Consider the following 26,317-nt stretch of genomic DNA (forward strand, 5'->3'; position numbering starts at 1 on the left):
AAGACCGAAAGACGCCGCCTAAATCACTTTGGTTGATTTAGTACAGCAGGCGCGGCGCAGCTCGTCAAGGAAACTCGTCGGCGAGCGTGTGAGTGCAGCGAACCATGCGCAAGTGCGCAAAGCCTTATGGAGCAGGGCTGTCAGCCGCTAGTGCGATGCAGCGCGCGGCGCCGCGGATTGGGGAAAGTCCTGGCTGAGGTGAAAGTCGCGTGAAAGGCAAGCGGCATACGTTGGCCCGCCGGATCACACTTTCTGGCCGTCTTTGAAAGCGGGCAGTGCGCCCGAGTCTCAGCGTGAACGCGGCAGGTCAGTCGACGCTCGCACCACCAGTTTTGGGGCCGACGAAATGCGCATCGGCACTTTGGTCTTGCCGCGCCGCGCGTGTCCATACGACGACTCGACCAGTTCGCGCAGCAGCGACACCGCGAGCCCGGCCGCTTCGACGGTCGGCACGGCGACGGTGGTCAATGCGGGCCGCGAATCGCGCGCGAGCTGAATATCGGTGATGCCGATCACGGAGAGATCTGTCGGGACCGAGAGGCCCAGGTCCGCGGCCGCATGCATCGCGCCGAGAGCGGGCAGGTCGTTGGTCGCGAAGATGGCGGTGAGTTGCGGATCGGCTTCGAGCAACGCGCGCGCCGCGGTATAGCCGCCGTGGATCGTATCCGCTGCATGTTTGACGCGGTTTTTTCGCACGCCGGCCGCGCGCAGCGCGTCGACGAAACCCTCGTAACGTGTGGCATGGATGCCCGACACCTTGCTGCCGACAATCGCCCCAATCCGCCGATGTCCCAGTTCGAGCAGATGCTTGCCTGCCAACTCGCCGGCAAGACGAAAATCCACGGCGACACAGGGCAGTCCCGGCGGCTCGTTGGGCCGCTCCCACATGCACAAAACTACCGGCGTGCCGCGTGATTCGGTGACGTGAAGGTCGGCGAAGTGCAGGTTGGCGTTCGTCACGAGCACGCCTTCCGACAGCGTGCCGGCAATCTGATCCAGGTACGCGCGGCCGGTCGCGGGATCATCGTTAGTATTGCAGATGATCACGAAGTTGCCGCTCGCGCGCGCCGCGCGTTCGACGGCGAGCGCGAACTCCGGATAGAACGGATTGGCGATGCTCGATACCATCAGGGCGAGCGTGGGCGCGCGGCCTTCGGCCAGCGCGCGGGCCGCAAGATGCGGCCGGTAGCCGAGGGCATCCACGGCTTCCAGCACGCGCTGGCGCGTCGTCTCTCCCACGCGGCCGCGATTGCGCAGCACGTTGGATACGGTGGCGGGCGTGACGCCGGCATGGCGCGCGACTTCGCTAAGTGTGGGCATGTCTCTTCATTATTTGGGATGGTTACCCGGCATTTGCATCAAAGCACAAGGCGCGGCACCATCTGTCGCACAGACAAAACGACATGGAGACAGGCAGGGACCGACGATCGCATGCGATCGATTTTTTCGGTCACGCTGATTAAGCGCTTAATCTCCATCGTCGAGCCGATTAAATCACGGAGTCGATGCAATGGCGAGCATTTCGTTAAGAGGCGTGCAGAAAGCGTATGGCGACGGCGCGCCGGTGATTCGCGACGTCGATCTGGACATCGGCGAAAACGAATTCTGCGTTTTTCTCGGACCCTCCGGCTGCGGCAAGTCCACATTGCTGCGCATGATTGCCGGACTCGAGGATGTGACCGACGGCGACCTATCCATCGGCGGCAAGATCATGAACGACGTGCCGGCGGCACAGCGCGGCGTGGCGATGGTGTTTCAGAGCTACGCGCTCTTTCCGCACATGACCGTGTTCGAGAACATGGCATTCGGACTGAAGCTCGCCAAAACGTCGAAGGAAGAAATCGAGCGCAAGGTGCAGGAAGCCGCGCGCATTTTGCAACTGGAAGCGCTGCTCGAACGCAAACCGAAAGCCTTGTCCGGCGGTCAGCGTCAACGCGTTGCAATCGGCCGCGCAATCGTGCGCGAACCCGGCGTGTTTCTGTTCGACGAACCGCTCTCCAATCTCGACGCCACACTGCGCGGGCAGACTCGCATTGAAATCGCGCGTCTGCATAAGCAGTTTGCGAAGGCGAGCGTGGTGTATGTCACGCACGATCAGATCGAGGCCATGACGCTCGCGGACAAGATCGTGTTGCTGCACGCGGGCAAAGATACCGAGCGTTACGGCAGCATCGCGCAGATCGGCGCGCCGCTCGAGTTGTACCACCGTCCGAAGAGCCGCTTTGTGGCCGGCTTTATCGGTTCGCCGCGTATGAACTTTTTGCCGGGACGCGTTGCTTCGGTCGACCCGCAAGGCGTGATCGTCACCCTTGATGCCACGCAGGAAAACGTGCGTGTGCCGGTGGACGGCGCCGCGCTCGAGGTGGCTCAAGCCGTCACGCTGGGCGTGCGGCCCGAGCACCTCGAATTCGTTCAGACCTCGGCTTCTCACGATGACGCAGTGCTCACACGTACCGTCTCGCTTGTCGAACAGCTCGGCGAACACAGCTATGTGCATCTCGATCAGCCCGGCGGCGCCGCGCTGATCGCGAAAGCGCCGGGCAATACGCACCTCGCGCCGGGGGACCGCGCGCACCTGCGCGTGCCCCGCCACGCCACGCATTTGTTTACCGAAGACGGCTTTGCCGCCGCTTCGCTCGAATCCGTCGAACACTACGCCTAAAGGACATTCGGATGCGCCTTGGAGTCTGCTATTACCCGGAACACTGGCCAGAGTCGATGTGGGAAGACGACGCGCGCCGGATGAAAGCACTCGGCATCGAGCAGGTGCGCATTGCCGAGTTCGCGTGGAGCCGCATCGAACCGACGCCCGGCGAATACGATTGGGCGTGGCTCGATCGCGCGATCGACGTGCTCGGCGCAGCCGGTTTGAAGGTCGTGATGTGCACGCCGACCGCGACGCCGCCCAAGTGGCTGATCGACCGTCATCCGGACATCTTGCCGATCGGCGCCGATGGCCGCCCGCGCGCGTTCGGTTCGCGACGCCATTATGATTTTTCGTCGCCGTCGTACTTCGCGGCTTCGCAGAAGATCTGCACGGCGATTGCAGAGCGTTACGGCAAGCACCCGGCCGTGGCTTACTGGCAGACCGATAATGAGTTCGGTTGCCATCACACGGTGGTCAGCTATTCACCGGCAGCGGTGGGGCGTTTTCGCGAGTGGCTGAAGGCGCGCTATAAAACGGTCGACGCATTGAACCGTGCGTGGGGTACCGTTTTCTGGAGCATGGAGTACCGCGGCTTCGACGAAATCGACGCGCCGGTTGCTACGGTTACCGAAGCGCATCCTTCGCACCGGCTCGACTACCGGCGTTTTGCGTCGGACGAAGTGGCGCGCTATAACCGCATGCAGGTCGAGATCATCCGCGCTCATTCGCCGGGACGCCCGGTCGCGCACAACTTCATGCAGCTTTTCACCGAGTTCGATCACTACAAGGTGGCGGCCGATCTCGACGTCGCTGCCTGGGACAGCTATCCGCTCGGCGCACTGGAAGAGCAATGGTTCGCGCCCGAAGTGAAGGCGCGCTGGCTACGCAGCGGTCACCCCGACTTTGCGTCGTTCAATCACGACGTGTATCGCGGCATGTCGAAGCTGCCGTTCTGGGTCATGGAGCAGCAGCCGGGCCCGGTGAACTGGGCCATGTGGAATCCCGCGCCGCTGCCGGGCATGGTGCGTTTGTGGAGCTGGGAGGCGTTCGCGCACGGCGCGGGCTGTGTGTCGTATTTCCGCTGGCGTCAGGCGCCGTTCGCGCAGGAGCAGATGCATGCGGGTCTGAATACGCCCGATAATCGCCTCGACGTGGGGGGGAGCGAAGCGTCGCAAGTGGCCGAAGAAATCGGTACCGTGCTCGCGGCAAACGCCGATGCGGACGCGGTCATCCGTTCGAAGGTTGCGCTCGTCTACGACTACGAAGCGAAGTGGCTGTTCGAGATTCATCCGCAGGGCGCGGATTTTCATTACCCGCGCTTTGCCTTCGAGTACTACTCGGCGCTGCGCGCGCTAGGCCTCGATGTCGATGTCGTGCCGGTCGACGCGCCGCTCGACGGCTACAGCCTGATCGTCGTGCCGCCGCTGCCGGTTGTGCCGACGGAGCTTGCAGCGCGTCTTGCACGCTCGGGCGCGCAGGTCGTCGTCGGTCCACGCAGCGGTTCGAAGACGCCGGACTTGCAGATTCCGGCGAACCTTCCGCCGGGCGCGCTCGCCGATGTGTTACCGCTGCGCGTATGGCGCGTCGAATCGATGCGGCCTAACGTGACCGAAGCCGTGCATCTTGCCGGTGTGCAGGACTCGGGCTCGGGGCATGGCGTCGCACGGCACTGGCGCGATTTCGTCGAAAGTCACGACGCGAATCCGCTCGACGTGCTCGCGCGTTTCGCCGACGGGCACCCGGCGTATGTGCGAAGCGGTGCGTTTCACTACTTCGCGAGCCTCTTCGACGATGCATTGACGGTGCGGCTCTTTGCGCAAATCGCGCAGCAGGCGGGCATCGAGACGATAGCGCTTGGCGATAGCGTGCGTATCAGCCGGCGCGGTGCGCTGAGCTACGTGTTCAACTACGGCGAGTCCACCCACACCATTGCCGGCGTAGCAGACGACGCGTTCGTGATTGGCTCGCGTGAGGTGGAACCGCAGGGCGTGGCAGTGTATCGATCGAAATGACCAGCGCGGGTAGCACGGCGGTTGGCAAGCCGGAATTCCATGCAGTAACGACAACGACGCAAAATCAAGGAATAAAGGAGACAGGTAGCATGAAAATGAAACCACGCAAGGTTCTGCTGACACTCGCGCTCGCTGCGGCTGCGCTTGGAACGTCCGCCGTGAGCACTGCGCAGGCCGGCACGTTGACCGCCAACATTGCGTTCAAGGGTGCAAGCCAGCGCGCGGTCTGGCAGTCGGTCGTGGACGACTTCAAGAAGGCGCATCCCGGCATCGACGTGAAGGTGTCGTTTATCGACGAAGAAGCGTACAAAGTGCAATTGCCCGGCTGGCTCTCGACGGTCGCTCCGGATATCGTCAACTGGCATGACGGCGAGCGCATGGCCTATTACGCGCAGCGCGGCCTCTTCGAAGACCTGAGCGGGGACTGGGCGAAGAACGGCTGGAACGACATGTATGCGTCGACGAAGGAAGCGTCCTCGTATAAGGGCAAGCAATATGCCGCGCCCACCGTGTACTACTCGTGGGGTATGTTCTATCGCAAGGATCTGTTCCAGAAAGTCGGCATTTCAGGCGAACCGACAACGTGGGACCAATTTCTCGACGACTGCAAGAAGCTGAAGGCCGCCGGCATTGCGCCGATTGCCGTGGCCGGCCGCGATGCATGGACGCTCGCCGGCTGGTTCGACTACCTCGACTTGCGTCTGAACGGCAATGCATTCCACCAGAAGCTGATGGCGGGCGAGATTGCGTATACCGATCCGCGCGTGAAGAAGGTTTATACGACGTGGAAGCAACTGATCGACGCAGGTTATTTCATCGACAATTCGCTCTCCTACGATCTTGATGCAGTGCAGCCGTTCCTGTTCCAGGGCAAGGCCGCCATGATGCTGATGGGCACGTTCATTACCGGAGGCTTTCCGGCAAACGTGAAGCCTGAAATGGGCTACTTCCAGTTCCCCATTATCGACGCGAATGTGCCGACTGCCGAAGACGGGCCGGTCGAATCGCTGCATATCCCGTCGAAAGCAAAAAACAAGGCGGACGCTCATACGTTCCTCGCGTTCGTCGAGACGCCGGAGATCGGTGCGAAGCTGGCCACGGGGCTTGGCTCGCTGTCGGCGAACAGCAAGTCGCCGGAGCCGGAAGATCCCATTTCGAAGATCGGCTTCCAGATTCTCGCGAATACGAAGGGCGGCATTGCGCAGTTCTACGATCGCGACATGACGAAGGAAATGGCCGATGAAGGCATGAAGGGGATGCAGCAGTTCATCTCCGATCCGTCGAAACTGGACAGCGTGCTCGCGCAGCTTGAGCAGACGCGCAAGCGGATCTATAAGAAGTAAGGAAGGGGACGGTCGCGAGGCCGTCTACTGTTGTTTCCGCTGGAGGATTATCTTGTCGCATTCCGTTACCCGTCACACAGTGGGCGGATCCGTTGAACCAGGCGGTACGGGCTTGCCCGCCTCGGGCGGCGCGGCGGGTGCACATGCGCCCAATGCGCGTGCGCGTGGGCGCCGTCCTTCGCCCACGGCGCGGCGCCAACGGCGTGCCGCGTTTCTGTTTCTCGCACCCGCCTGCGTGATGGTGGCCGTTTATGTGATCTGGCCGATCCTCTCGACAATACGCCTGAGCTTCTTCAACTGGGACGGCATGACGGAGCCGACGTTCGTCGGCCTCGCCAATTACGTCGAGCTCTTCAATGCGCAGACCTTCTACACGGCGCTGAAGAACAACCTGATCTGGCTGCTGCTGTTCCTGCTCGCGCCGCCGATGGGACTCGCCGTCGCGCTGTATCTGAACCAGGCGGTGGCCGGCATTCGCATCGTCAAATCGCTTTTCTTTGCACCGTTCGTATTGTCGGGCGTAGTCGTCGGACTGATCTTCTCGTGGTTCTACGACCCGACCTTCGGCCTGCTCGCGATGATTCTCGGCCACGGCGTGCCGGTACTCGGCGATCCGCGCTATGCGACCCTCGGCATCGTATTCGCCGCACTGTGGCCGCAAACCGCCTATTGCATGATTCTTTATCTGACCGGTCTCACGTCGCTCAATGCCGAGCAGATCGAGGCGGCGCGCATGGAAGGCGCGCGCGGCTGGTCAATGCTGTGGCACGTCATTCTCCCGCAATTGCGGCCGACCACCTTCATGGCAATCGTTGTCACGATTATCGGCGCGTTGCGCAGTTTCGACCTTATCTCCGTGATGACGGGCGGCGGGCCATTCGAGAGCTCGACGGTACTCGCCTATTACATGTACGACCAGGCCATCAAGTACTACCGCATCGGTTATTCGGCGGCAATTGCTGTCGTGCTGTTCGGCATCATGCTGGTGTACATCGTCTATCATCTGCGGCGGATGCTGCGCGCCGAGCAATAAGGAGCGACCATGTTTCCCGTTCCAATCGACAAATGGAAACCGGCCTCGCGCCGCGTCTACAAACTGACCTTGCCGATTGCATTGCTGATCTGGCTTTTGCCGATGATCGCCGTGCTCGTCACCTCCGTGCGCTCCACTGAAGAGCTCAGCGAGGGCAACTACTGGGGCTGGCCGAAGCACTTCGCGCTATTCGACAACTATCGCGAGGCGCTTACCACTTCGCCGATGCTGCATTACTTCTGGAATAGCGTGCTGATTACGGTGCCGGCGGTAGTCGGTTCGATTGCACTCGCGGCAATGGCCGGCTTCGCACTGGCGATCTATCGCTTTCGCGGCAACTCCTCGCTGTTCGCCACCTTCGTCGCGGGCAATTTCGTGCCGGTCCAGGTATTGATGATTCCGGTGCGAGATCTGTCGCTGCAACTCGGGCTGTTCAATACGGTCAGTGCGCTCATTCTCTTTCATATTTCCTTTCAAACGGGCTTTTGCGCACTTTTCCTGCGCAACTTCATCAAGCAGTTGCCGTTCGAACTGGTAGAGGCAGCGCGAATAGAAGGTGCGAATGAATGGACGGTGTTCTTCAAGATTATATTGCCGCTCATTCGCCCCGCTCTCGCTGCGCTGGCAATTCTGGTGTTCACATTCGTCTGGAATGACTACTTCTGGGCGTTGTGTCTGACGCAAGGCGACGACGCCGCGCCGATTACCGTCGGTGTCGCTGCATTGAAGGGACAATGGACGACCGCGTGGAATCTCGTGTCCGCCGGGTCCATCCTCGCGGCGTTGCCCTCGGTGGCGATGTTCTTTGCGATGCAGAAGCACTTCGTCGCAGGCTTGACGTTCGGCGCGACGAAGGGTTGAAGCGGTCGGCGGCTCGCACCGTGCGAGCCGCCGCTAACAGAATGGAAAGTCCGCAAGGCGCGCGCTGCCTTGCCGGCACGAATGGCAAACGTTTGCGCCGCTGTTGTCACGTTTCCCCTAATTAAAGATTGGGAAGGGCTTGTCGTTATCCAGTGAAATAAGTCAGACCGTCGAACTGACTCGTGCCTGAAGAATGGCACGCGCTGGACCAAAGCTCATCGGGGGTACTCATCGTGAATCAACAACGCTCGCCATGGACGCGCACGGCGGCTCCGGGCGAAGTCATCTACTCGGAAGGCTTCGTGGCCGACACCGTCATCTACGTGATTGCAGACGGCAAGGTCGAAATCTCCACTCAGTGCGATGAAAAAAAGGTCATTCTCGCCACGCTGGGCAAGGGTGAATTTTTCGGCGAAGCGGCGCTGCTGCCGCCCGAGCCGCGAGCGCATACCGCCAAGGCACTAAGCTTCTGTCAATTGACGGCCATCGCAGGCGGAATTGTCGAAGAGGAGCTGGAGCGCGTGTCGCCGCTGCTGCGCCACATCGTGCGCACGATGATACGGCGCGTCAAAAAGAAAGACGACATTCTTGCGACGAATACCCACGCCGATTTTCTGCCCGGCGTGCTGTCGTACGCGCATGTTCTCTCGTTGATGGCCGGCGCTGAGATGAATGACCGGTTCGATGCGCGCGCACGCCGTCCGCAAAACGAAGAAGTCTCGATTCCGCTTGCCGAAGTCCTCAAGAAGTGCAATGCCATTGCAGGTCATTCGCGACCGCACGTCATGGCCATGCTCAAGCGCATGGAAAAGCTCAACCTCGTGTCGATCGAATCCGGGCGCTCCGAGCGGCTCAACAATTCCGCCGGACGCTATTCGGCGAGCGACGGCGCGGCGGGCCGGCAGCTCGTGACGTTCGATCCGGTGAAGATCACCGAGCGGGCACAGCAGGTGGCGAATCACGACCTCGATGTTTCGATCAGCAGCGAACTCGAACTGATCGAGCTCGACGATCTGGAGGCGCTTATCGGCGTCGACAGGAAAGTGATTCTGAACAAGCTCTCGCACGCCGAGATCGCCGAGGACATCTTCGCGTTCCGCAAGACGAAGGTGCTCAATTACGTCGAGGAGAAGGGCCTCAGCTACTTCTCGCGCCGTAATGTGCGCGGCGCGGGCGAGCTGAATTCGCTTGACGACCTCGCCTTTGTCGACCAGCGAACCCTGTTCGAAGCAGTGAGCGCGTTCGATACCTACGACCTCGCGAAGCTTCTCTCGGCGTCGGCGGGACAGCCGATTGACGAACGCCTCCAGTCCGTCATGACCGAAGCGCGAAAGAAAGAAGTGTCGTGGGTGATGCGCCGCGAGATCAAGATCGATCCGGTCGAGATCGTCGAGATCGAGCAGCGCTTCATCGACACGGTTCGAGCACTGAAGTCGCCTGCGGCGCACGCGGCGCCGGCCGAGTCCTGATGCCTGTCGCGCCCGGTGTATATGACTGAGCGCGACGTTTAACTGTAATTCGCAGGCTCGTGCAGCCGCTCGCGAGGACGTATGGATCTTTTGACGGTATTTGGCGTAGTGTTCGGCGTGGCGGCGATCGTCGCGGGCTTCTCACTCGAAGGCGGCAACTTCACGTCGCTATTTCAACTGGAGGCATTTGTCATTGTCCTTGGCGGTACGTTAGGGGCAGTGATGATCCAGAACACCTGGGCGCGTTTTTTCGACGGCGTGAAACTGCTGCGCTTCGCGTTTGTGAAGGCGCGGCAAGTGGATCGCGAGAGCCTGTCGGTGCTGCTCGAATGGGGCGATCAGGCGAAACTGAACGGTCTGCTCGTGTTCGAGTCGATCGAGGCCAACGGCATCAGCCCGTTTGCAAAGCGGGGCCTCGAGCTGCTTGCAAACGGCGTATCTACGGCAGTACTGGAAGATGCGTTGCAGCGGGAAGTCGACGCGTATGAGCGCAATTACCTGGCGGCGGCGCGCATCTGGCAACAGGCGGGCGGTTACGCGCCGACTTTCGGCATTCTGGGTGCGGTGCTGGGTCTCATTCAGGTGACGGGACACATGCTCGAGCCGTCGCAATTGGGGCAGGGCATTGCGGTCGCTTTCGTCGCAACGCTATATGGCCTCGCGTTGGCGAACCTCGTGTTTCTTCCGCTATTCGGCAAGATTCGCGCGCAGGTGGACAGCGAATTGCGTTTCAGGCGTTTGTACCTGGACGGTTTGCTCGCCATCTCTCGCAAGGAATCGCCGCACACCATCGAAACGCGTTTGGCGGGCGACGTGCGCGAACGTTCCGCCGAATTGCTCGGCTAGCCGCATCGACGAAAGTCGGGCATGACTGATAGCGGACTCCGTGTATGAGCACAACTACTGGTAGCAAGCGTCTTTCAACGGACAAGACCGGTCACCACGGCCACGATGGCGCTCACGACGGCGGCGAGCAGTCGGACCGCTGGCTGATTTCGTACGCCGATCTGATTACGACGCTAATGGTGCTGTTTCTGGCGCTGTATGTCTTGCAGCTCGCGAAGAACAGCGAGCTACAGATAAAGACGCTGCAGCATCATCCGGTGAAAGAGGCTGTCGAGGTACAGCCGCCTGCAACCACGGCCAATGCAAACGAAGCCGCAAAAAAACATCTTCTGTCATTGCTCGCGCCCTTGCAGGACAATCGCCAGATTACGATTTCCCACACGCCGCAAGGGGTGGAAATAGCGATCAACGCGAAAGTGCTGTTCAATTCCGGCGATGCGCGTCTTTTGCCGGAATCATTCGCGGTGCTGGGCCAAATCGCCACCGTACTGCGCGACCGCGCGAAAAATAACATTCTCGTGGAAGGCCATACCGACAGTCTGCCGATAGCGACCGCCAAGTACGAATCCAATTGGGAGCTCTCTTCCGCGCGCGCGGGGGCCGTGGTGCGCTTTTTCGCCGACAGGGGCATCGAAGCGCATCGCATGGCGGCAATCGGCCGGGCCGACAATTTCCCGCTGATCATCGGCAACGATGCGGCGGCGAATGCCGCCAATCGCCGCGTGACGATACTTGTCGAATACTGAGTGCGAAGCGCCTGGTTTCAGGCGTCGAGCGCAAGGTACTGGTGTAGCGACTGAATCGCGGCCGCGCCTTCTCCCACGGCGGCCGCCACTCGCTTCACCGAGCCGCTACGCACGTCGCCGACTGCGAAGACGCCCGGCCGGCTCGTTTCGAGAAAGTGCGCCGGGCGCTCGGAGGTCCACTTGTGTGCGACATCCGGGCCGGTCAGCACGAAGCCGTTCCTGTCCAGTTCGACACAGTCACCAAGCCAGCCGGTGTTAGGCTGCGCGCCGAGAAACAGAAACACATGCCGGATCGGCTTTTCTTCAATTCGCCCTTGCTGATTCCATTGAATCGACTCGAGATGCGCTTCGCCATTTAGCGCGACGATCTGCGTTCGCACATGAACGGAAATATTCGGCGCCGCCTCGATGCGTCGGATCAAATAGTTCGACATGCTCGCGGCGAGCCCCTCGCCACGAATCACGATGTGCACATGGCGCGCAAATCCGGACAGAAATACCGCCGCCTGTCCCGCCGAATTGCCGCCGCCCACAATGACGAGTTCTTCGTTGCCGCAAAACGCGGCTTCCATATACGTGGCGCTGTAATAGACGCCGCGGCCCTGGAAATGTTCGAGACGCGCGAGATCCGGCTTGCGATAACGCGCCCCCGTCGCGATCACGACCGCGCGACCATAAACATGCTCGTCGTGGCTCAGGCGGATGTGAAACGGCTGGCCTTTATCGCATTCGATACCGAGCGCCTCGATCGGCACGCCGACTTCCGCGCCGAATTTCCGGCATTGCGAAAGGCCGCGTCCCGCGAGCGCCTGACCCGAAATGCCCGTGGGAAATCCAAAGTAGTTTTCGATTTTAGAACTCGTGCCGGCCTGGCCGCCGGGCGCCTTCGTGTCGAGCACCGCGACCCGCAATCCCTCGGATGCCGCGTACACCGCCGCTGCGAGCCCCGCCGGGCCCGCGCCGACCACCACCACGTCGAACCGTTCGCCGTTCAACCGGTCGGGACTCAGACCGATTGCGTCCGCAACGGCACGATTAGTCGGGCGCTTGAGCACGACGCCTTGCAATGTGACGAGTACCGGCAGATCTTCTTCGGTGGCGCCGTAGCGTGCGAGAAGTAGTTTCGCCTCCTCATGGTCGGCGATATCGAAGTACGCCGACGGTTGTGCATTACGGCTCAAGAAATGCCGCAATACCAGAGTCGGAAACGAAGCAGAGCTGCCGATCACGACCACGCCGCCGTTCTGGTCCTGAATATAGGCGACCCGGCGCAGAATGTACGCGCGCATGATCGTCTCGCTCAGCTCCGCTTCGGCGATCACGAGCGCGCGCAGCGATTCCTCGTCGATCACAATGACTTCGCAATCGCTCGTTGCGCGCGCGGACGCCACCGCGCCGCGCCCTGCAAGCGTGCCGACTTCTCCGGTGAAACTGCCTGCGCCGTGAGCGCCGAGAAAATGCAGGTTCTCGCCGCTGCCGCGCGTCGCCTCGATGGTGCCTGAAACGATGGCGTACATCGGAACGTGTCGATCGCCTTCGGTGAACAGGACGTCGCCGGCGCTGAGCTTACGGCGCTCGCCATATCGCTCGAGCACCGCAAACTGCGCATCGTTCAGCTTTGGAAAGATCTGGTGGTGACGGCTGCCGCCTGCCAGCAGATCTTCACGCTTGCCAGAAGTTTTATCGCTCATGAGAGGCCCGATTGGATAGACGCATGATGCACCTTGTCGCTACGCCGCCGGATTGGCACGCGAATGCGAACAATCGGCGGCATCGGAATGGCTGGGGACAGCCGTTTTCGCTGAGATTGTGCGCCAGACTTCGTTCCCCGGTAAAGAGTGCGTAAGGCGGGCGACAACCGGCGGGCCACGGCGGTAGCGCGGCACTACTCAAGTTAACGGTTCTTCTGCCGTAAACGATTTGAGAGAAATAGACGACAAAGAGGGTCTCGGAAGCATGCGCGATTTGACAGTTAAAAAGAGCTTACTTGCAGTGCTCGTCGTGTTTGCCGCGATGATCATGTTTGGCGGCGTGGTCGGCGTATTGGCGCTCGGCCGCTCGAATGAGAACGCACAGCGGCTTCAGGAGATCGCCAGTCAGGAGATTCTCGCCAACGACGGCTACAAGGACAGCACCCGCACGCGTGCAGCTCTTACGCGCGCTTATGCGGCGCTCAAGGAGCGCAACGATCTTGCCACGCGCGACTCGGCGCTCGGCAGCGCACAGCGCACACTCGACCGGGCAGACGCGGAAACGCGCGATTTTGCGTCGGCATCCCGATTCGTGGGACAGGACGATGCACTGAAACAGCAGCTCGTCGATTCGTCCAATGCTCTCGCGGCCACCTTGAAAAAGGCTTTCGACGCGCTCCAGCGCGGCGACACGGACGCCTACGTCGCCATCAATGACCGCGACATTACGCTTGCAGGCCAGGCCTATTCGGCGAACGTCGAGAAATTCCAGAACCTCGCGAGCGCGCTCGCGAAGGATTCGGCGGCGAGGAACGCACGCGAATACGGGTGGATTGTCGCGATGGTCCTGACGGGTGTCGCGCTGGCTCTCGCATTGATCGTCGCCACACACTTCGCTCTGCGAACCATCGTGATCGGTCCGTTGCAACAGGCGTCGAAACTACTGGACCGGATTGCCGGCAATGACCTGACCGCCTCCATTCCCGAAGGCAGCAAGAGCGAAATCGGCCAGTTGTTCAGCTCCATGTCGCGGATGCAGTCCGGACTCGCGCACACGGTGTCCAACGTGCGCGTCAACTGCGAGGCGATTCACGGCGGCGCGCGCGAGATCGCCGCGGGCAACCTCGATCTGTCGAGCCGTACCGAGCAACAATCGGCTTCGCTCGAGGAAACCGCGGCCAGCATGGAAGAGCTGACCTCGACAGTCAGGCAGAACGCGGATAACGCCCGCCAGGCGAGCACGCTCGCCGCAAGCGCGGCCGACGTCGCGCAGCGCGGCGGCGACGTCGTGCAGCGCGCGGTGCAGACCATGACGGCCATCACCGCGAGCTCGCACAAGATCGCGGAAATCACCGGCATGATCGACAGTATCGCCTTCCAGACCAATATTCTGGCGCTCAACGCCGCAGTCGAATCCGCGCGCGCCGGCGAGCAGGGCCGCGGCTTTGCCGTTGTCGCCGGTGAGGTACGCACGCTGGCTCAACGCAGCGCAAGCGCCGCGCAGGAAATCAAGGCACTCATCTCCGCTTCGGTCGACGACGTGCGCAACGGTAACGAACTCGTCACGCAAGCCGGCCAGACGATGAACGAAATCGTTGGGGCCGTGCAGGGCGTTGCGACTATCATGGCGGAGATCACTTCGGCGACGGTCGAGCAGACCGCCGGCATCGAGCAGGTCGGCAAAGCCGTGAGCCAGATGGATCAGGTGACGCAGCAAAACGCTGCGCTCGTCGAGCAGGCCGCCGCTGCAGCGAGTGCATTGGAGCACCAGGCGCAGTCGATGACCGACGCGGTATCGGCGTTCCGTTTGCGATAACGGTGATGCCACCGGCCGCTATCTGTTCTCGGCTTCATGTGACGGCAATCTGCTCGCAGTGACAGAGAGATCCTGCAGTTCGACGAGCCCCACGCCGACCGAGCCTCACGACGCGCTGCGCCCGCGCGCGGCGGCAAGCGCGCACCGCCTGCCGTCTCATTCGATCCCTTCGTGTTTCAACGCGAGCTGCACCGCGGGCCGCGCGCGCATGCGCTCGTCGAATGCCGCGAGCTGTTGCGGTACCTCTATTTTGACTTTCGTCGCCCACAGAAGCATGGTGAACAGATAGGCGTCCGCCACGCTTGCCTCTGCGCCGAACAGATAGTCGCCCTTGAGCATCGTCGCGATAAGTTGAAAGCGCTGGCCGATTTTCTCTCGCGCGGCATTAGCTTCTGCATCCGAAGTCGGTTTGAAGACGCGCCCGAATTGCTTGTGAAGCTCCGTCGAGATGAAGGCCAGCATCTCGATCAGCCGGGTTGCGCCGAGCTCGCCTGACGGCGCGAGCGAAGGCTTGCGTTGCGCGACCCATGACAGGATGGCAACGTTTTCCGTGAGCCGCTGACCATCGTCGAATTCAAGCGTCGGCACATAGCTCTTGGGGTTGATCTCATCGAAATTCCGGCCGGTCTCGGTCGTTTTTGTCTTCAGGTCCACGCGCACGCGCTCGAATTGCAAATCCGCTTCGTGCATCGCAATGTGATCGGCGAGACTGCACGCGCCAGGCGAGTAATAAAGCTTCATGATGCGGCCCTCCTTGATCGAGCTGTTGGCGATTCATCGAGTGCAGCATGCCGCATGCCTTGCCTGCAACGCTCACAGCTCGCCGCGCGCCGCGAGGGCCGAAATGCGGTCTGCGGTCCGGCAGGCAATGGCTTGAATCGTCAATGAAGGATTGACGGCGGTCCCTTGTACCACCGTATGTCGTCGTCCATTGTGCCGTATACGGCCTGGTTCGATTGCACCATCGGATTCTTGCCGACGAGACCCGAGCGGTTCGCGAGACCGTCGGGGAAGCGGCTGTTCGCGGACATCAGCAGCAGGCGGGGTGTTTCGATTGCATAGCCGGCTACGACGACGTTCTTCGCGCGCTGGAATTACCAGCGCCCCTCGCGTAAGTACTCCACGCCGGTGACGAGCCCGGCGTCGTTCATGTCGATGCGTCCGACCATCGCGAGATCCCGCACTTCCGCGCGGGCGCGCAGCGCACGCGGAATCCATGTGACGAGCGCGCTTTGCTTAGCGTTGTCGCGCAACCCGATACGCAAAAGCCGCGATACGCGCAGGGATGCGCTTTGCCGCGCGGCGCGGACAAGGTGGCGAGCGGCGTTGCGCTCCAGCCGATGCCGAGCGCCTCGCAGCCGCGCGCGAGCACCATGGCGCCCGCATTCAACTCATGCGCACGATACGGATAACGCGGCCGCTTCGGTCCCCACGGGTAGTTGACCGGTCCCGCGTTTTTGAGCGCGTCTTCGACCTGTGTACTCCCACATTTCTCGCCAGTCGAGCGGCCAGTCCGCGCCGTAGCCTAGCAACGTACGGGATTTGAACCACTCGGGTCTGAAGCGCAAGGAGACCATCGCGAAGTGCACTATGCTGCCGCCCACGGCTTTGCCGCTGTTGTTGTGGCCGAGCTTGAGCGGGTTGTCGCCGTCGCAGATGCGCTCGTCGTTCCAGAAAAGCTTTTGCTGATGCGCTTCGTCGGAAGCGAACTCTTCCAGCGGGCGCCCCCACGCACCGGCATCGAAAGCGACGACCTTGAAGCCTTTTTCCGCGAGACGGCACGCGAGCGTTCCGCCTCCCGCGCCTGTGCCGACAATTGCGAAGTCGACCTCGTCGTCGTTCGAATATTCGCGCATCGGCACCCAGCCCTGCGGTTCGAACACGTCGGGGGCGCGGCCATGTTTGCCGCGCGGTTGATGGAGAGCGTCATCGAACACGGCGGTTCTTCCTGGCGGCTTTTTCTTCGTTGCCGGATTGCGCCTCGACAGGTTCCCACGGATCGCGGCGATTGAAATACATGCGAACGTATCCGCGCGGATTGGCCGGCCCGCCAAAACCCATCTCGCTCCACGCATGCGGATGCGAGTAGTACAGTCCGCAAATGTCGTGCAGCACCCGCTCGGCGAAGAATACTTTAGGCTGCATGCCGCGCCACGCTGCATGCGCGAGATCGCCGCGCTGCATCTCGCCGAGCAACGCGGTTTGCGCGGCTTTTTCGAGGCTCGCGAACGGTAACTCGTGTCGCTCGCGGCTCTCGACATCGAGTGCGGCGGGGCCCATGCGCCACGCGTCGCGCATGGGCGGCAACGCGGCGTTCCGGTAACCGTCGCCCTGATTGATTCGTGTACAGCCGGTGATCGAGCATCACGGCGATCGGCACGGCGGGCTCGGCATTCGCCTGAGGCACGATGCACGCACAGAGCGACGTGACGGCGCGCCATTCCGCTGCGGTGAAAAAGCGGGGCTCGCCGGGCAGCGCAAGCCGCTCGTCGATCACAACGCGGGTTACTTCGTCCCACGACGGTGTCTCGCGTTTATTTAACACACCGTAGCCGGGATAACGTGTCGCTCTTCTGCTGGCCTGCCGGTTTTCATTTTTCAGTCTTCCTCAGTCGCAGCGCGGCGAGCCCCGCGAGCGCGAGCGCCGAAAAACTCGGCGGCGCGGGCAGCGGAGGGCCGGCGAAGAGATTCTGGCTCCAGTTGTGCCAGCCGCCCTGGCGCCGTGCGATACCGCGCGCGTGAAAGGCCGCACCGGCGAAGCCGAGCGCGGTCGTGATGCGCAGCCACAGGCGCGTGAACCACCGTTCGCGCGGCACGGCGAGCGCCGCATGCGCGAGTAGCGCCGCTGCCACGGGCGGCACGCTCACGGGCGCATACATCGCGCGATGCTGGAAGGAGCCGCGAAAGTGCAGCAAGGCCGCTTCGCCCACCGTGCCGAAAAGCCCGACGGCGACGAGCAGACCCAACGCGCGGCCCGCCGGCATGCCGAGCAATTGCGGCTCGTGCACGGGTTCGTCGCGCAGGCGTTCGGCGACCGCGCCTAGTGCGCCGGACAGCAGCAGCGCAATCGGTGCGCCGAGCGGCGCGGCATGGAACAGGTTATTCCAGCTCCACCCGCCGGGGCGCTTCATGACGTTGTAGAAGTGAAAGCCGGTGCCCGCGATGCCGGCTGCGGCTGCGCTCCGATAGATCGCATGACGCACATGATGGGTCTGCTGCCGGCGGTCGGCGCCGCCGTGCAAACCGGCGATCAACGAAAGGCTCGCGCTAACGAGCGGCGTGTACATCGCCGGGTTATCGAACGAGCCGCGGTAGTGTTCCATTGCGCTATCCGTCAGGACGGAAAACGCGAGCAGCGCTGAACTGTGATTGAAGCGCCGCGCGGCTTCGACGTGCGTTTCAGCAACGGGCGCAGGCTGCGGCAGGACCTCGGTGGAACCGGGCGGCGGGATTCGCGTTGCTCCATATATGCGCCGATTCGTAGTCGCGCTGTTCGCGGCGAGCGCCGTCAACGCGGCCGCCCCCGCCGCCGTGCATAACATTCCGAGTATGCGGTGCGTCCCCATCGATGCATGCTCCTACGTTTTGCCGCTTATTTGACGCGGTACTGTGCCGCGTCCTGATGCCTGAACGCGAGACCGCAACCCGGTCTCGACAGGTCTGGTGCAATTGCGCCGTCACGCGCTTGCGGTGCTCCGTCAAACAACATTGCCTCGATGCGCACGTGATCGTGAAACCACTCCTGATGGCGCAGGCGCGGCACAGCGCACGCCACATGCAGATGCAATGCAGGCGCGCAATGCGCCGACAGCGGCACATTAGATGCATCGCATAGCGCGCCGGCCTGCATGAAACCGGTGATGCCGCCGCATCGGCTGACGTCGGCTTGCAGCACGTCCACCGAGCGTGCCGAGAGTAATCGCCGGAAATCGTCGGACGTGTACCCGTATTCGCCCGCGGCGATGTCCATGCCGGGCGGCGCGTGTTCGCGCACGAAGCGCAAGCCGGTGCAGAGGTCGCCCTGCTCATCGCCGTGCGCCTTATTTGTCGTGATGGCCCGGAAGCACCGCGCCAAGCACCTGTTTGGCGGTCTGAACGATCACGTTGCCTTCGTCGGGATCACCCTTCAGCAGTGTCGAGGCGAACGCCTTCGCCTGGGCGAGCGTGATATGCGGCGGCAGCGGCGCAATGTTCGGGTCGGCCTTCACCTCGATCACCACGGGGCGATCTGCGGCAAGCGCTGCGTCCCAGGCCGGGCCCATCTGTTCGGCGTCGTCGACGTAAATGCCCTTCAGGCCGATCAGTTCTGCGAACTTGTGATATGGCACCGAAGGAATGTCCTGCGACGCCTCGAACTTCGGGTCGCCTTCCATGACGCGCTGCTCCCACGTGACCTGATTCAGGTCCTGGTTATTCAGTACCATGCAGATCCAGCGCGGATCGGCCCAGCCTTTCCAGTATTTCGACACGGTGATGAGCTCAGCCATGTTGTTCATCTGCATCGCACCGTCGCCGACCAGTGCAATGACGGGGCGCTCCGGATAAGCGAACTTGGCCGCGATTGCGTAGGGCACCGCGGCACCCATCGACGCGAGACCGCCCGACAGCGAGCACATCATGCCGCGCTTGACCTTGAGATCGCGCGCATACCAGTTTGCACAGGAGCCCGAATCACTCGTCACGATTGCATTCGACGGAATGCGTGGTGACAATTCCCATACCGTACGTTGCGGATTGACCGCGTCCTTGCCCGGCTCGTGCGCGCGCTTGTCGAGCGTCTTCCACCAGTCGGCGGTCCAGCCTTCAATCGTCTTGCGCCACGCGCGGTCCTGCTTGTGTTCGATGAGGGGCAACAGCGCGCGCAGGGTTTCCGCGCTATCGCCGACGAGGTTCACCTCCATCGGATAGCGCAGACTCAGCATGTCGGCCTTCAGGTCGATCTGCACGCCGCGCGCCGCGCCTTCCTTCGGCAGGAACTCCGAATAGGGGAAGCCGGAGCCGATCATGAGCAGCGTGTCGCACTCGGTCATCAGGTCGTAACTGGGCTTCGTGCCGAGCAGGCCGATCGAGCCGGTAACCCAAGGCAGGTCGTCGGGCAGAACGGCTTTGCCGAGCAGCGCCTTGGCCACGCCTGCGCCCAGTTTTTCGGCGACGGCGATGACTTCGTCGGTGGCATGCAGTGCGCCTGCGCCGACGAGAATGGCGACTTTTTTGCCGGCATTGAGCACGTCGGCGGCCTGCTGCAGATCCTGGGTCTGCGGGACCAGCCGCGGGGCACGATAACCCACGCCCGAATGCAGCGTGCCGTGCTTGCGTGCCGGCGGCTCATAAGGCAGGTCCTGCAAATCGTTCGGCAGCACGAGCGCGGTCACCTTCCGCTCCGAAAGTGCGGTGCGTATCGCGCGATCCACTAGATGGCGCACCTGCGCGGGCACCGAGGCCTGTCCGACAAACGCACCCGCCACATCCTTGAAGAGCGAGACGAGATCGACTTCCTGCTGGTAATGGCCGCCCAGCGCCGCGCGCGCCTGCTGGCCGGTGATCGCGAGTACCGGCATGTGGTCCATGCGAGCGTCGTACAGACCGGTCACGAGGTGCGACGCACCCGGCCCCGATGTCGCGATACACACGCCGAGTTCGCCGGTGAATTTTGCATGGGCGGACGCCATGAAGGCTGCCATTTCTTCATGACGTACCTGAATAAATTCAATGGGTCCCGGCTGATCTGTCATTTTGTGATGCTTTTTTGCTTCGGCCTGGGCACGATTCAGCGCGCCGAACACGCCGTTGATGCCGTCGCCCGGGTAGCCGAATATGCGGCGCACGCCCCACGCTTGCAGCCGCTCGACAATAAAGTCACCAACAGTAGCGGACATGGACAACTCCTCTGGAGAGATCGTCATACAGGAGACGTTGCAAGCCACGTTCCGCGTTCTTTCATTCAGAAAGAATAATCGCTGCGATATGAGTCCCGCGGGCGCGCTTATTGCTGAGCGCTTGTTTGCAAGAAGAGTCGCACACGCGGTGCAAAGGATTCGCTATGAATAAAGTGGTCGTCGTGACAGGGGCCGGCGCGGGAGCCGGCCGCGCGAGCGCCGAAGAGTTCGCCCGGCACGGCTGGGACGTCGCATTGCTTTCGCGCGAACCGGCGCGGCTCGAGCGCGCGGCCGCCGAGCTGCAGCGCAAATATGGCGTGCGAGCGCTGGCCATTCCGACGGATGTCGCCGATGCAGAGCGCGTCGAGGAAGCCGCATCGCGCACGGAGGCGGAGCTCGGGCCTATCGACGTATGGGTCAACGTGGCCATGGCCACCGTGTTCGCGCCGGTCTCGAAGCTCACCGCGCAGGAATTCGAGCGCGGCACGAAGGTGACGTATCTCGGCCAGGTCCACGGCACAATGGCCGCGCTGTCGCGCATGCGCGCGCGCAATCGCGGCACCATCGTCAATGTAGGATCCGCGCTCGGTTATCGTTCGGTGCCGCTGCAATCCATCTACTGCGGCGCGAAATTTGCGGTTCGCGGCTTCACCGACGCCCTGCGCTCCGAGGTCATTCACGATCGCCTGAACGTGCATTTGACGATGGTCGATCTTCCCGCGCTGAATACGCCGCAGTTCGACTGGGCGCTCAACAAGATGGGCAAGAGAGCGCAACCCGTCGCGCCGATTTTCCAGCCGGAGGTGGCCGCACGCGCCATCTATTTTGCTGCGACGCATAAGCGTCGCGAGATTTGGGTAGGCTTTCCGACGGTCAAGGCGATTCTTGCCAACTTCATCGCGCCCGGTTTGCTCGACCGATATCTCGCGAAGGCGGGCTACGAAGGCCAGCTCACCGACGAGCCGCTTCCTCGAGACGCGCCGGCCAATCTGTTCGAACCCGTCGCGGGCGATTACAGCGCGCACGGACGCTTTGACAGCGAGGCCAAGTCGGCGAGTCTTGAGATGTGCGCGGTCCGGCACCGGGGCCTTCTATGCGCGTTGGCTGGTATCGGCATCGCTGGCGGTATTGGGCTGCTGATAAGAAAAAGCCGCGGCGCATAAGTTTCGGCGCCAGAGTGAACGGTTCTGGTGACGTGCTAGGTGAGAGTCGCGAGGATCGGTGACAATAGGGCTCTTCACACAGCCTTCAGGAAAACCATGTCGCAACCGCTCACCATCGATTTCGTCTCCGACATTGCATGCCCCTGGTGCGCAATCGGCCTTTCGTCGCTGCAACTCGCGTTGGCGCGCGTGGGCGATGCCGTGGATGCGCAGATCGTCGTGCATCCATTCGAACTGAATCCGCAAATGGGCCCGGAAGGCGAGGCGATTGTCGAGTATCTGGGCAAGAAGTACGGACGCACGCCCGAGCAGATCGAAGAGACCCAGGAAATGATCCGCGAGCGCGGCGCAAGCGTCGGCTTTAACTTCGGACCTCGCACGCATGTCTATAACACGTTCGATGCACACCGTCTGCTGCATTGGGCCGGCCTCGAAGGCAAGCAGTTGCCACTCAAGCTCGCGTTGCTGCGTGCCTATCATTCGGACGGCCGCGACCCCAGCAATCATGACGTGCTCGTCGAAACGGCGCAGTCTGTCGGGCTCGACGCGGACGCCGCGCGCAAGGTGCTGCAAAGCGGCAACTATGCCGACGAGGTCCGCGCGGAGGAAGAGGAATTCCAGTCGCACGGCATTCAGTCGGTGCCGGCGATCATCTTCAACCGTCGCTATCTGGTGAGCGGCGGGCAACCTGTCGAGACATTCGAACAGGTCATTCAGCAGATTCTCGCCGAAGGCGAACCGGCATCATCGTAGAAGACAAGCCTGTGCACGCACAGGCGCATGAAGACGTAGACGAAACATAGACGACGCACTGCCGGAGGAATTCCCTTCATGGTTGCAAGACGAATCCATGCCGCGTTGCTGGGCTTCGCGTTGATGGCGTTTGCCTGCGTGTGCGACGCGCAATACACGACCGACTGGCTCGCCAACACCTATGGCACGCTCGCCGGGCACGTGGGTAACGGCGCGCGTTCAATGTGGGTTGCGCCGGAGGGCGTGATTTACACATCTTCGCTTTGGGACGAAAACGAGGGGGGCGTCGCGCTCTATCAGAACGGCCAGAGCCTCGGTTCGATCGGCACGCACGCTGATTTCCAGGGCAGCGCGATTACCGGCAATGCGACGTCGATTTTCGTGGCCTTGCAGTACAACAGATCGTTCGGCAGCGGTTCAGTCGGACGCTACAACCGTGCGACGAAAGCGCTCGAATTGCGCATTCCCGTCAGCGTGTGGACCGGCATGCCTCACGCCGATGTCATCACCGGTCTCGCGACGGCGGGCACGTTGCTTTATGTCAGCGACTTCTACGGCAATCGCGTGCGCGTCTATACGACCGACGGCGTGTGGCAGCAGGATATCGCGGTATCCGGTCCCGGCGCGCTCGCGCTCGACAGCGCGGGCAATCTGTGGGTCGCGCGCCAAAGCGCCGGCGTGATCGCGCAGTACAACGCGGGCGGCGCGGCGTTGAACACGATCCAGATGCCCGCTGCGTCGCGGCCTTCTGCGCTCTATTTCGATGCATCCACGGGACGCCTCATGGTCGGCGATGAAGGTCCCGACATGAACATCAAGATCTACAACGTGGCGGGCGCGCCGACGTTGGCGGGTACATTCGGCATTCAGGGCGGATATCTGGACACGACCGCCGGAATCAAAGGTCAGGTCGGCGACAAGCGCTTTACGCGCGTGGCGGGCATCGGCAAGGACGCAGCGGGCAACCTGTATGTGCTCAACAATCCGTGGGGCGGCGGCTGGGATCTTGGCCGCAATGGTCCGACCGATCTGCACGCTTATGACAGCGCAGGCAATCTGAAATGGAAACTGCAGGCGCTCAACTTCGAAGCGGTCGCTGCGCCGGATCCTTTGACAGACGGCGCGTATTTTTACAGCGGCGCGCACATTTACACGGGCAGTGCGGGCGGCACCTTCGTGGCGAATACTGTCGACCCATTCACGTATCCGTCCGATCCGCGCCTGAATGTGAACGACACTCAGCGTGGCCAGCACTTCGGCCAGCTCGTGGCGATCGGCGGCAACCGCATTCTCGTCGCCTCGGGCCAGAATCCCGATACCTTCAACTTCTATCATTTCAATGCGGCGAGCGGCTACATTGCGATACCGGATGGCTCGCTGCCGGGCCCCGCGTTCAACACGACGGTGAAAGTGACGGGAGGTTTCTGTATCGATAGCCGCGGCGATGTGTGGGCCGGTCTCGACAGAACCAATCAGATCTACCACTACCCGCTCACGGGCTTCGACGGAAGCGGCAAGCCCTTATGGGGTCCCGCGGTCACGACCAGAATTCCGCTCAGTATCCGACCGCTTACTCGCATCGTCTATCTGCCCGAGAGCGACACGATGATTCTTGCGCAAGGCGTGGCGGGCAGTTGGGACTGGACGGCGATACAGTCGCGCATCGAGGTTTATCACGGCTGGAGCGCGGGCAATACCACGCAGCCGCAACCGGTCATCAATCTGACCGGTGCGAATCCGAAGTCGATTACCGCAGCGGGCAATTATCTGTTCGTCGGCTACGTGCATACGGTGCCGAACATCGACGCATTTAACCTCACTACAGGCAATCTCGACGCGACGCTCGTCAACAATAGCCCCGGTACGGTGGATGTGGGCAACGACGTCGATTCGATGTACGGGCTGCGAGCGTTCCTGCGCGCAAGCGGCGAGTACGTGATCACCAAAGACAACTACAACGGCTCGAGCATCGTCGTGCATCGCTGGACGCCCTGAGCGGCGTGTGACTGCGTGGAGGAGGGCCATCGGATAAGATACGGCCCTCGCGGCAATTGTCCCGCTTAAAAGTCCCGCCTAAAAGGAGTAGTTTCAGTGATTCAGCCGAGCAATGTATTCAAGGAGAACCTTGCGCAAATGCCCGCGATCGACGGCATTGCGCGCATCGATCTGATCGACGCGAACGGCGCAGTGGTCGCAAGCATCGAAAACAAGCCGGGAAAACAGGGCTCGCTTGCGGTGTACAACTATCTGCAGCAAACGTTCGGTACGCTCGACGCGAAAGCGGCCGGGCACGGACTCGCCGTGTTCGGCGAACATACCGCCGATGCGCGCAAGCGGCCCGGTGCACATCCGAATGTCGACCACCTGCTCGCGATTGCCGCGGGGGCGCCGGCATTGCGCATCGACGTGATTGCAGCGGCTTGATCTTCGCATGAGCGCCGCTTGAGCGGAGCCCGACGCGCGTGCGCGCGGGCTCTCACGCTTCACTGCGCCGCGCGCTCGTGTTCGCGTTCCCCGCGCGCGGCACAGCCGAATAGCGCACGGTCGGCGAACCAGACGGCGAGCAGCGTTAGGCCCATCAACGGAAACACGATGCCGAGCATGACGAGGCCGGCTTTCCAGCCGCGCATCGGCGGTGCGGCTCTTTCTCGCGACGGTGCGCCCAGCGAGCGTTGCGGCCTGCGTTTCCACCACATCACGTAGCCGGTCACGGCCATCAACGCGAGACCCAGCGAAATCGCCGCGCAGAGAATCTGGTTCGCTACGCCGAAATAGCGGCCCATATGCAATGAGGTGCCGTACGACACCGCTTTCGAAACCGCGCCGTAGTCGGCATAGCGAATGTCCTTCAGGACGGCGCCGCTGTATTGGTCGATATAGACAGTGCGTTCGAGTTGCGGATCGGCTGGAAAATACGACACGGTATAGACGCCCGTCGCCGATGTCGGCAATGCGATGTTGTAGCCGCTCGTGACACCGAGCGATGCAGCCTGCGCGACGATGTGTCCGAGCGGCAACGGCGCGGCCCCCTTCGCGTTGGTGTTTGCGTTTGTATCTGCCGAAGCGGGTACCGCCACCTTGCCGACGGCCCACGGCGTTTGCGGCAGCGGTAAGTCGTCCATCACCATGCCGGGCATCGAATCCGTCTGGGCGGCGTGTGTTTCGTGGCCGGCGTGCGCGGCGTTCGTCGCATCGGTCTGAGCGCTTTCCTGGCTACCCGAGCCAGCCGGCAGCACTGAGCGCAATGCGAGGCCGCCCCACGTGCCGGGCGGCGCACCAAGATGGGCGGCGGTCGCGAGCGCCTTGAATTGCTGGCCCCAGGAGCCGGACCATGGAAGACCCGTCAGCACGAACGCGAGCGCGCCGAGTGCAAGCCAGATGCCCATAACCGCGTGAACGTTCTTCCACAGCGAGCGGCCTTTTAACGTTAAACGCGGCACCAGTGCATCTCGCACGCGCGTTGCTCCGCGCGGCCACCACAGCGCGACGCCGGTGCCGATCATCACGAGCGTCCAGCAGGCTGCCAGCTCCATTAGCAATTCGCCAGGTTTGCCGAGCAACAGCTTTCGGTGAAGCATGCGGTCCACTTGCATGAAACGATAATCGACGCTCAATGTGCCGAGCACTGCTCCGTTATAAGGATTCAGGTACACGCTTTGTTTCTCGCCGTCCGCGAGACGGAAGATGAATTCCGTGCTGCGGTCCGGCGCATTGGATATGGCAGCCGTGACCGGCATTGCGTTGGCGGGCATTGCCGCGCGCGCCCGTGCGAGTAGCGCGTCTTCCGTCATGTGCGGCGCCGTTTGCGGTTCGACGACGAGAAGCTGCGGATAAAGCAGCGGTTCGATCTGCGGTTGAAAACAGTACAGCGTGCCGGTTATCGCCAATACGATGAGAAACGGCATAACGAACAGGCCGGCATAAAAATGCCATCGCCAGAGCGTGCGATAGCCGCTACTGGAATTGGCCGTGCTCAAGGCGGCATTGTGTCGAGAGAGGGTGGACATGAATCCTCCTGAAACGGATCGATCGGGTGCTTGCGGCGAAGCTCTGTTTGCGCA

19 protein-coding genes and 3 pseudogenes are annotated in these 26,317 nt (G+C 62.1%); 13 read left to right on the forward strand and 9 right to left on the reverse strand.

The genetic code is table 11. The annotated features are described in order from the left end of the window. Positions 1-288: 288 nt before the first annotated feature. On the reverse strand, positions 289-1,320 hold the full coding sequence (locus tag HV711_RS01695; RefSeq protein WP_035480278.1) for a LacI family DNA-binding transcriptional regulator: 1,032 nt from the start codon (positions 1,318-1,320) through the stop codon (positions 289-291). A 190-nt stretch (positions 1,321-1,510) separates the two neighbouring features. Between HV711_RS01695 and HV711_RS01700 the strand changes: the two genes are divergently transcribed. From HV711_RS01700 to HV711_RS01735, 8 genes are all read left to right on the forward strand, one after another. Beyond that, on the forward strand, positions 1,511-2,662 hold the full coding sequence (locus tag HV711_RS01700) for an ABC transporter ATP-binding protein (protein ID WP_035480279.1): 1,152 nt from the start codon (positions 1,511-1,513) through the stop codon (positions 2,660-2,662). A gap of 11 nt (positions 2,663-2,673) precedes the next feature. After that, positions 2,674-4,659: a beta-galactosidase gene (locus tag HV711_RS01705; RefSeq protein ID WP_035480281.1), complete on the forward strand. Its 1,986-nt coding sequence runs from the start codon at positions 2,674-2,676 to the stop codon at positions 4,657-4,659. A gap of 89 nt (positions 4,660-4,748) precedes the next feature. Next, positions 4,749-6,002, forward strand: coding sequence for an ABC transporter substrate-binding protein (locus HV711_RS01710; protein WP_028360756.1), 1,254 nt, complete (start codon positions 4,749-4,751; stop codon positions 6,000-6,002). 52 nt (positions 6,003-6,054) lie between these two features. Continuing rightward, the gene (locus HV711_RS01715; RefSeq protein ID WP_175144963.1) at positions 6,055-7,035 is read left to right on the forward strand and encodes a carbohydrate ABC transporter permease; all 981 of its coding nucleotides are present in this window, start codon (positions 6,055-6,057) and stop codon (positions 7,033-7,035) included. Between the two features lie 9 nt (positions 7,036-7,044). Then, entirely contained in the window at positions 7,045-7,896 is an 852-nt protein-coding gene (locus HV711_RS01720; RefSeq protein ID WP_035480283.1) for a carbohydrate ABC transporter permease, read from the forward strand. A 233-nt stretch (positions 7,897-8,129) separates the two neighbouring features. After that, on the forward strand, positions 8,130-9,365 hold the full coding sequence (locus HV711_RS01725; RefSeq protein ID WP_035480351.1) for a Crp/Fnr family transcriptional regulator: 1,236 nt from the start codon (positions 8,130-8,132) through the stop codon (positions 9,363-9,365). Between the two features lie 81 nt (positions 9,366-9,446). Then, positions 9,447-10,211, forward strand: a complete 765-nt coding sequence (locus HV711_RS01730; RefSeq protein ID WP_013590601.1) for a flagellar motor protein — start codon at positions 9,447-9,449, stop codon at positions 10,209-10,211. A 44-nt stretch (positions 10,212-10,255) separates the two neighbouring features. Beyond that, the gene (locus HV711_RS01735) at positions 10,256-10,957 is read left to right on the forward strand and encodes an OmpA family protein (protein ID WP_035480285.1); all 702 of its coding nucleotides are present in this window, start codon (positions 10,256-10,258) and stop codon (positions 10,955-10,957) included. A 17-nt stretch (positions 10,958-10,974) separates the two neighbouring features. Here the strand turns inward: HV711_RS01735 and HV711_RS01740 are convergent, their stop codons facing one another. Then, the gene (locus HV711_RS01740; RefSeq protein ID WP_013590599.1) at positions 10,975-12,648 is read right to left on the reverse strand and encodes an FAD-dependent oxidoreductase; all 1,674 of its coding nucleotides are present in this window, start codon (positions 12,646-12,648) and stop codon (positions 10,975-10,977) included. 265 nt (positions 12,649-12,913) lie between these two features. Here HV711_RS01740 and HV711_RS01745 point away from each other — a divergent pair, with 265 nt between their 5' ends. Further along, positions 12,914-14,464: a methyl-accepting chemotaxis protein gene (locus tag HV711_RS01745; RefSeq protein ID WP_035480287.1), complete on the forward strand. Its 1,551-nt coding sequence runs from the start codon at positions 12,914-12,916 to the stop codon at positions 14,462-14,464. A gap of 156 nt (positions 14,465-14,620) precedes the next feature. On the opposite strand, the gene HV711_RS01750 is transcribed toward HV711_RS01745, so the two are convergent. The 6 genes and pseudogenes from HV711_RS01750 to HV711_RS01775 all read right to left on the reverse strand — a co-directional run bounded on the left by HV711_RS01750 (position 14,621) and on the right by HV711_RS01775 (position 20,340). Beyond that, positions 14,621-15,205: a glutathione binding-like protein gene (locus HV711_RS01750; RefSeq protein WP_035480288.1), complete on the reverse strand. Its 585-nt coding sequence runs from the start codon at positions 15,203-15,205 to the stop codon at positions 14,621-14,623. A gap of 149 nt (positions 15,206-15,354) precedes the next feature. Continuing rightward, positions 15,355-16,401, reverse strand: a pseudogene (locus tag HV711_RS01755) (GMC family oxidoreductase N-terminal domain-containing protein); the annotation flags it as partial. Continuing rightward, positions 16,391-17,066, reverse strand: a pseudogene (locus HV711_RS01760) (gluconate 2-dehydrogenase subunit 3 family protein). The pseudogenes HV711_RS01760 and HV711_RS01755, both read right to left, overlap by 11 nt. Then, the gene (locus tag HV711_RS01765; RefSeq protein ID WP_035480289.1) at positions 17,056-18,030 is read right to left on the reverse strand and encodes a hypothetical protein; all 975 of its coding nucleotides are present in this window, start codon (positions 18,028-18,030) and stop codon (positions 17,056-17,058) included. Before HV711_RS01765 ends, HV711_RS01760 begins: the two are co-directional and overlap by 11 nt. Positions 18,031-18,056: 26 nt before the next feature. Beyond that, positions 18,057-18,470: pseudogene (locus tag HV711_RS01770) on the reverse strand (enolase C-terminal domain-like protein); the annotation flags it as partial. Between the two features lie 34 nt (positions 18,471-18,504). After that, complete coding sequence (locus HV711_RS01775; RefSeq protein ID WP_035480290.1) at positions 18,505-20,340, reverse strand: thiamine pyrophosphate-requiring protein; 1,836 nt, start codon at positions 20,338-20,340, stop codon at positions 18,505-18,507. 164 nt (positions 20,341-20,504) lie between these two features. Between HV711_RS01775 and HV711_RS01780 the strand changes: the two genes are divergently transcribed. From HV711_RS01780 to HV711_RS01795, 4 genes are all read left to right on the forward strand, one after another. Further along, positions 20,505-21,503 (forward strand): SDR family oxidoreductase, encoded by a 999-nt coding sequence (locus HV711_RS01780; RefSeq protein ID WP_035480292.1) that lies wholly within the window; start codon positions 20,505-20,507, stop codon positions 21,501-21,503. 96 nt (positions 21,504-21,599) lie between these two features. Further along, the gene (locus HV711_RS01785) at positions 21,600-22,256 is read left to right on the forward strand and encodes a DsbA family oxidoreductase (protein WP_035480294.1); all 657 of its coding nucleotides are present in this window, start codon (positions 21,600-21,602) and stop codon (positions 22,254-22,256) included. A 78-nt stretch (positions 22,257-22,334) separates the two neighbouring features. Beyond that, positions 22,335-24,251, forward strand: coding sequence for an SMP-30/gluconolactonase/LRE family protein (locus HV711_RS01790; RefSeq protein WP_035480295.1), 1,917 nt, complete (start codon positions 22,335-22,337; stop codon positions 24,249-24,251). Positions 24,252-24,347: 96 nt separating this feature from the next. Next, positions 24,348-24,680 (forward strand): DUF2322 family protein, encoded by a 333-nt coding sequence (locus HV711_RS01795; protein WP_013590589.1) that lies wholly within the window; start codon positions 24,348-24,350, stop codon positions 24,678-24,680. A 59-nt stretch (positions 24,681-24,739) separates the two neighbouring features. Here the strand turns inward: HV711_RS01795 and HV711_RS01800 are convergent, their stop codons facing one another. Beyond that, on the reverse strand, positions 24,740-26,263 hold the full coding sequence (locus HV711_RS01800) for a PepSY-associated TM helix domain-containing protein (protein ID WP_035480297.1): 1,524 nt from the start codon (positions 26,261-26,263) through the stop codon (positions 24,740-24,742). Positions 26,264-26,317: the final 54 nt, after the last annotated feature.

It is taken from the genome of Paraburkholderia phenoliruptrix (genome assembly GCF_902859825.1).
In the GTDB taxonomy this organism is placed as follows: Bacteria; Pseudomonadota; Gammaproteobacteria; order Burkholderiales; family Burkholderiaceae; genus Paraburkholderia; species Paraburkholderia phenoliruptrix.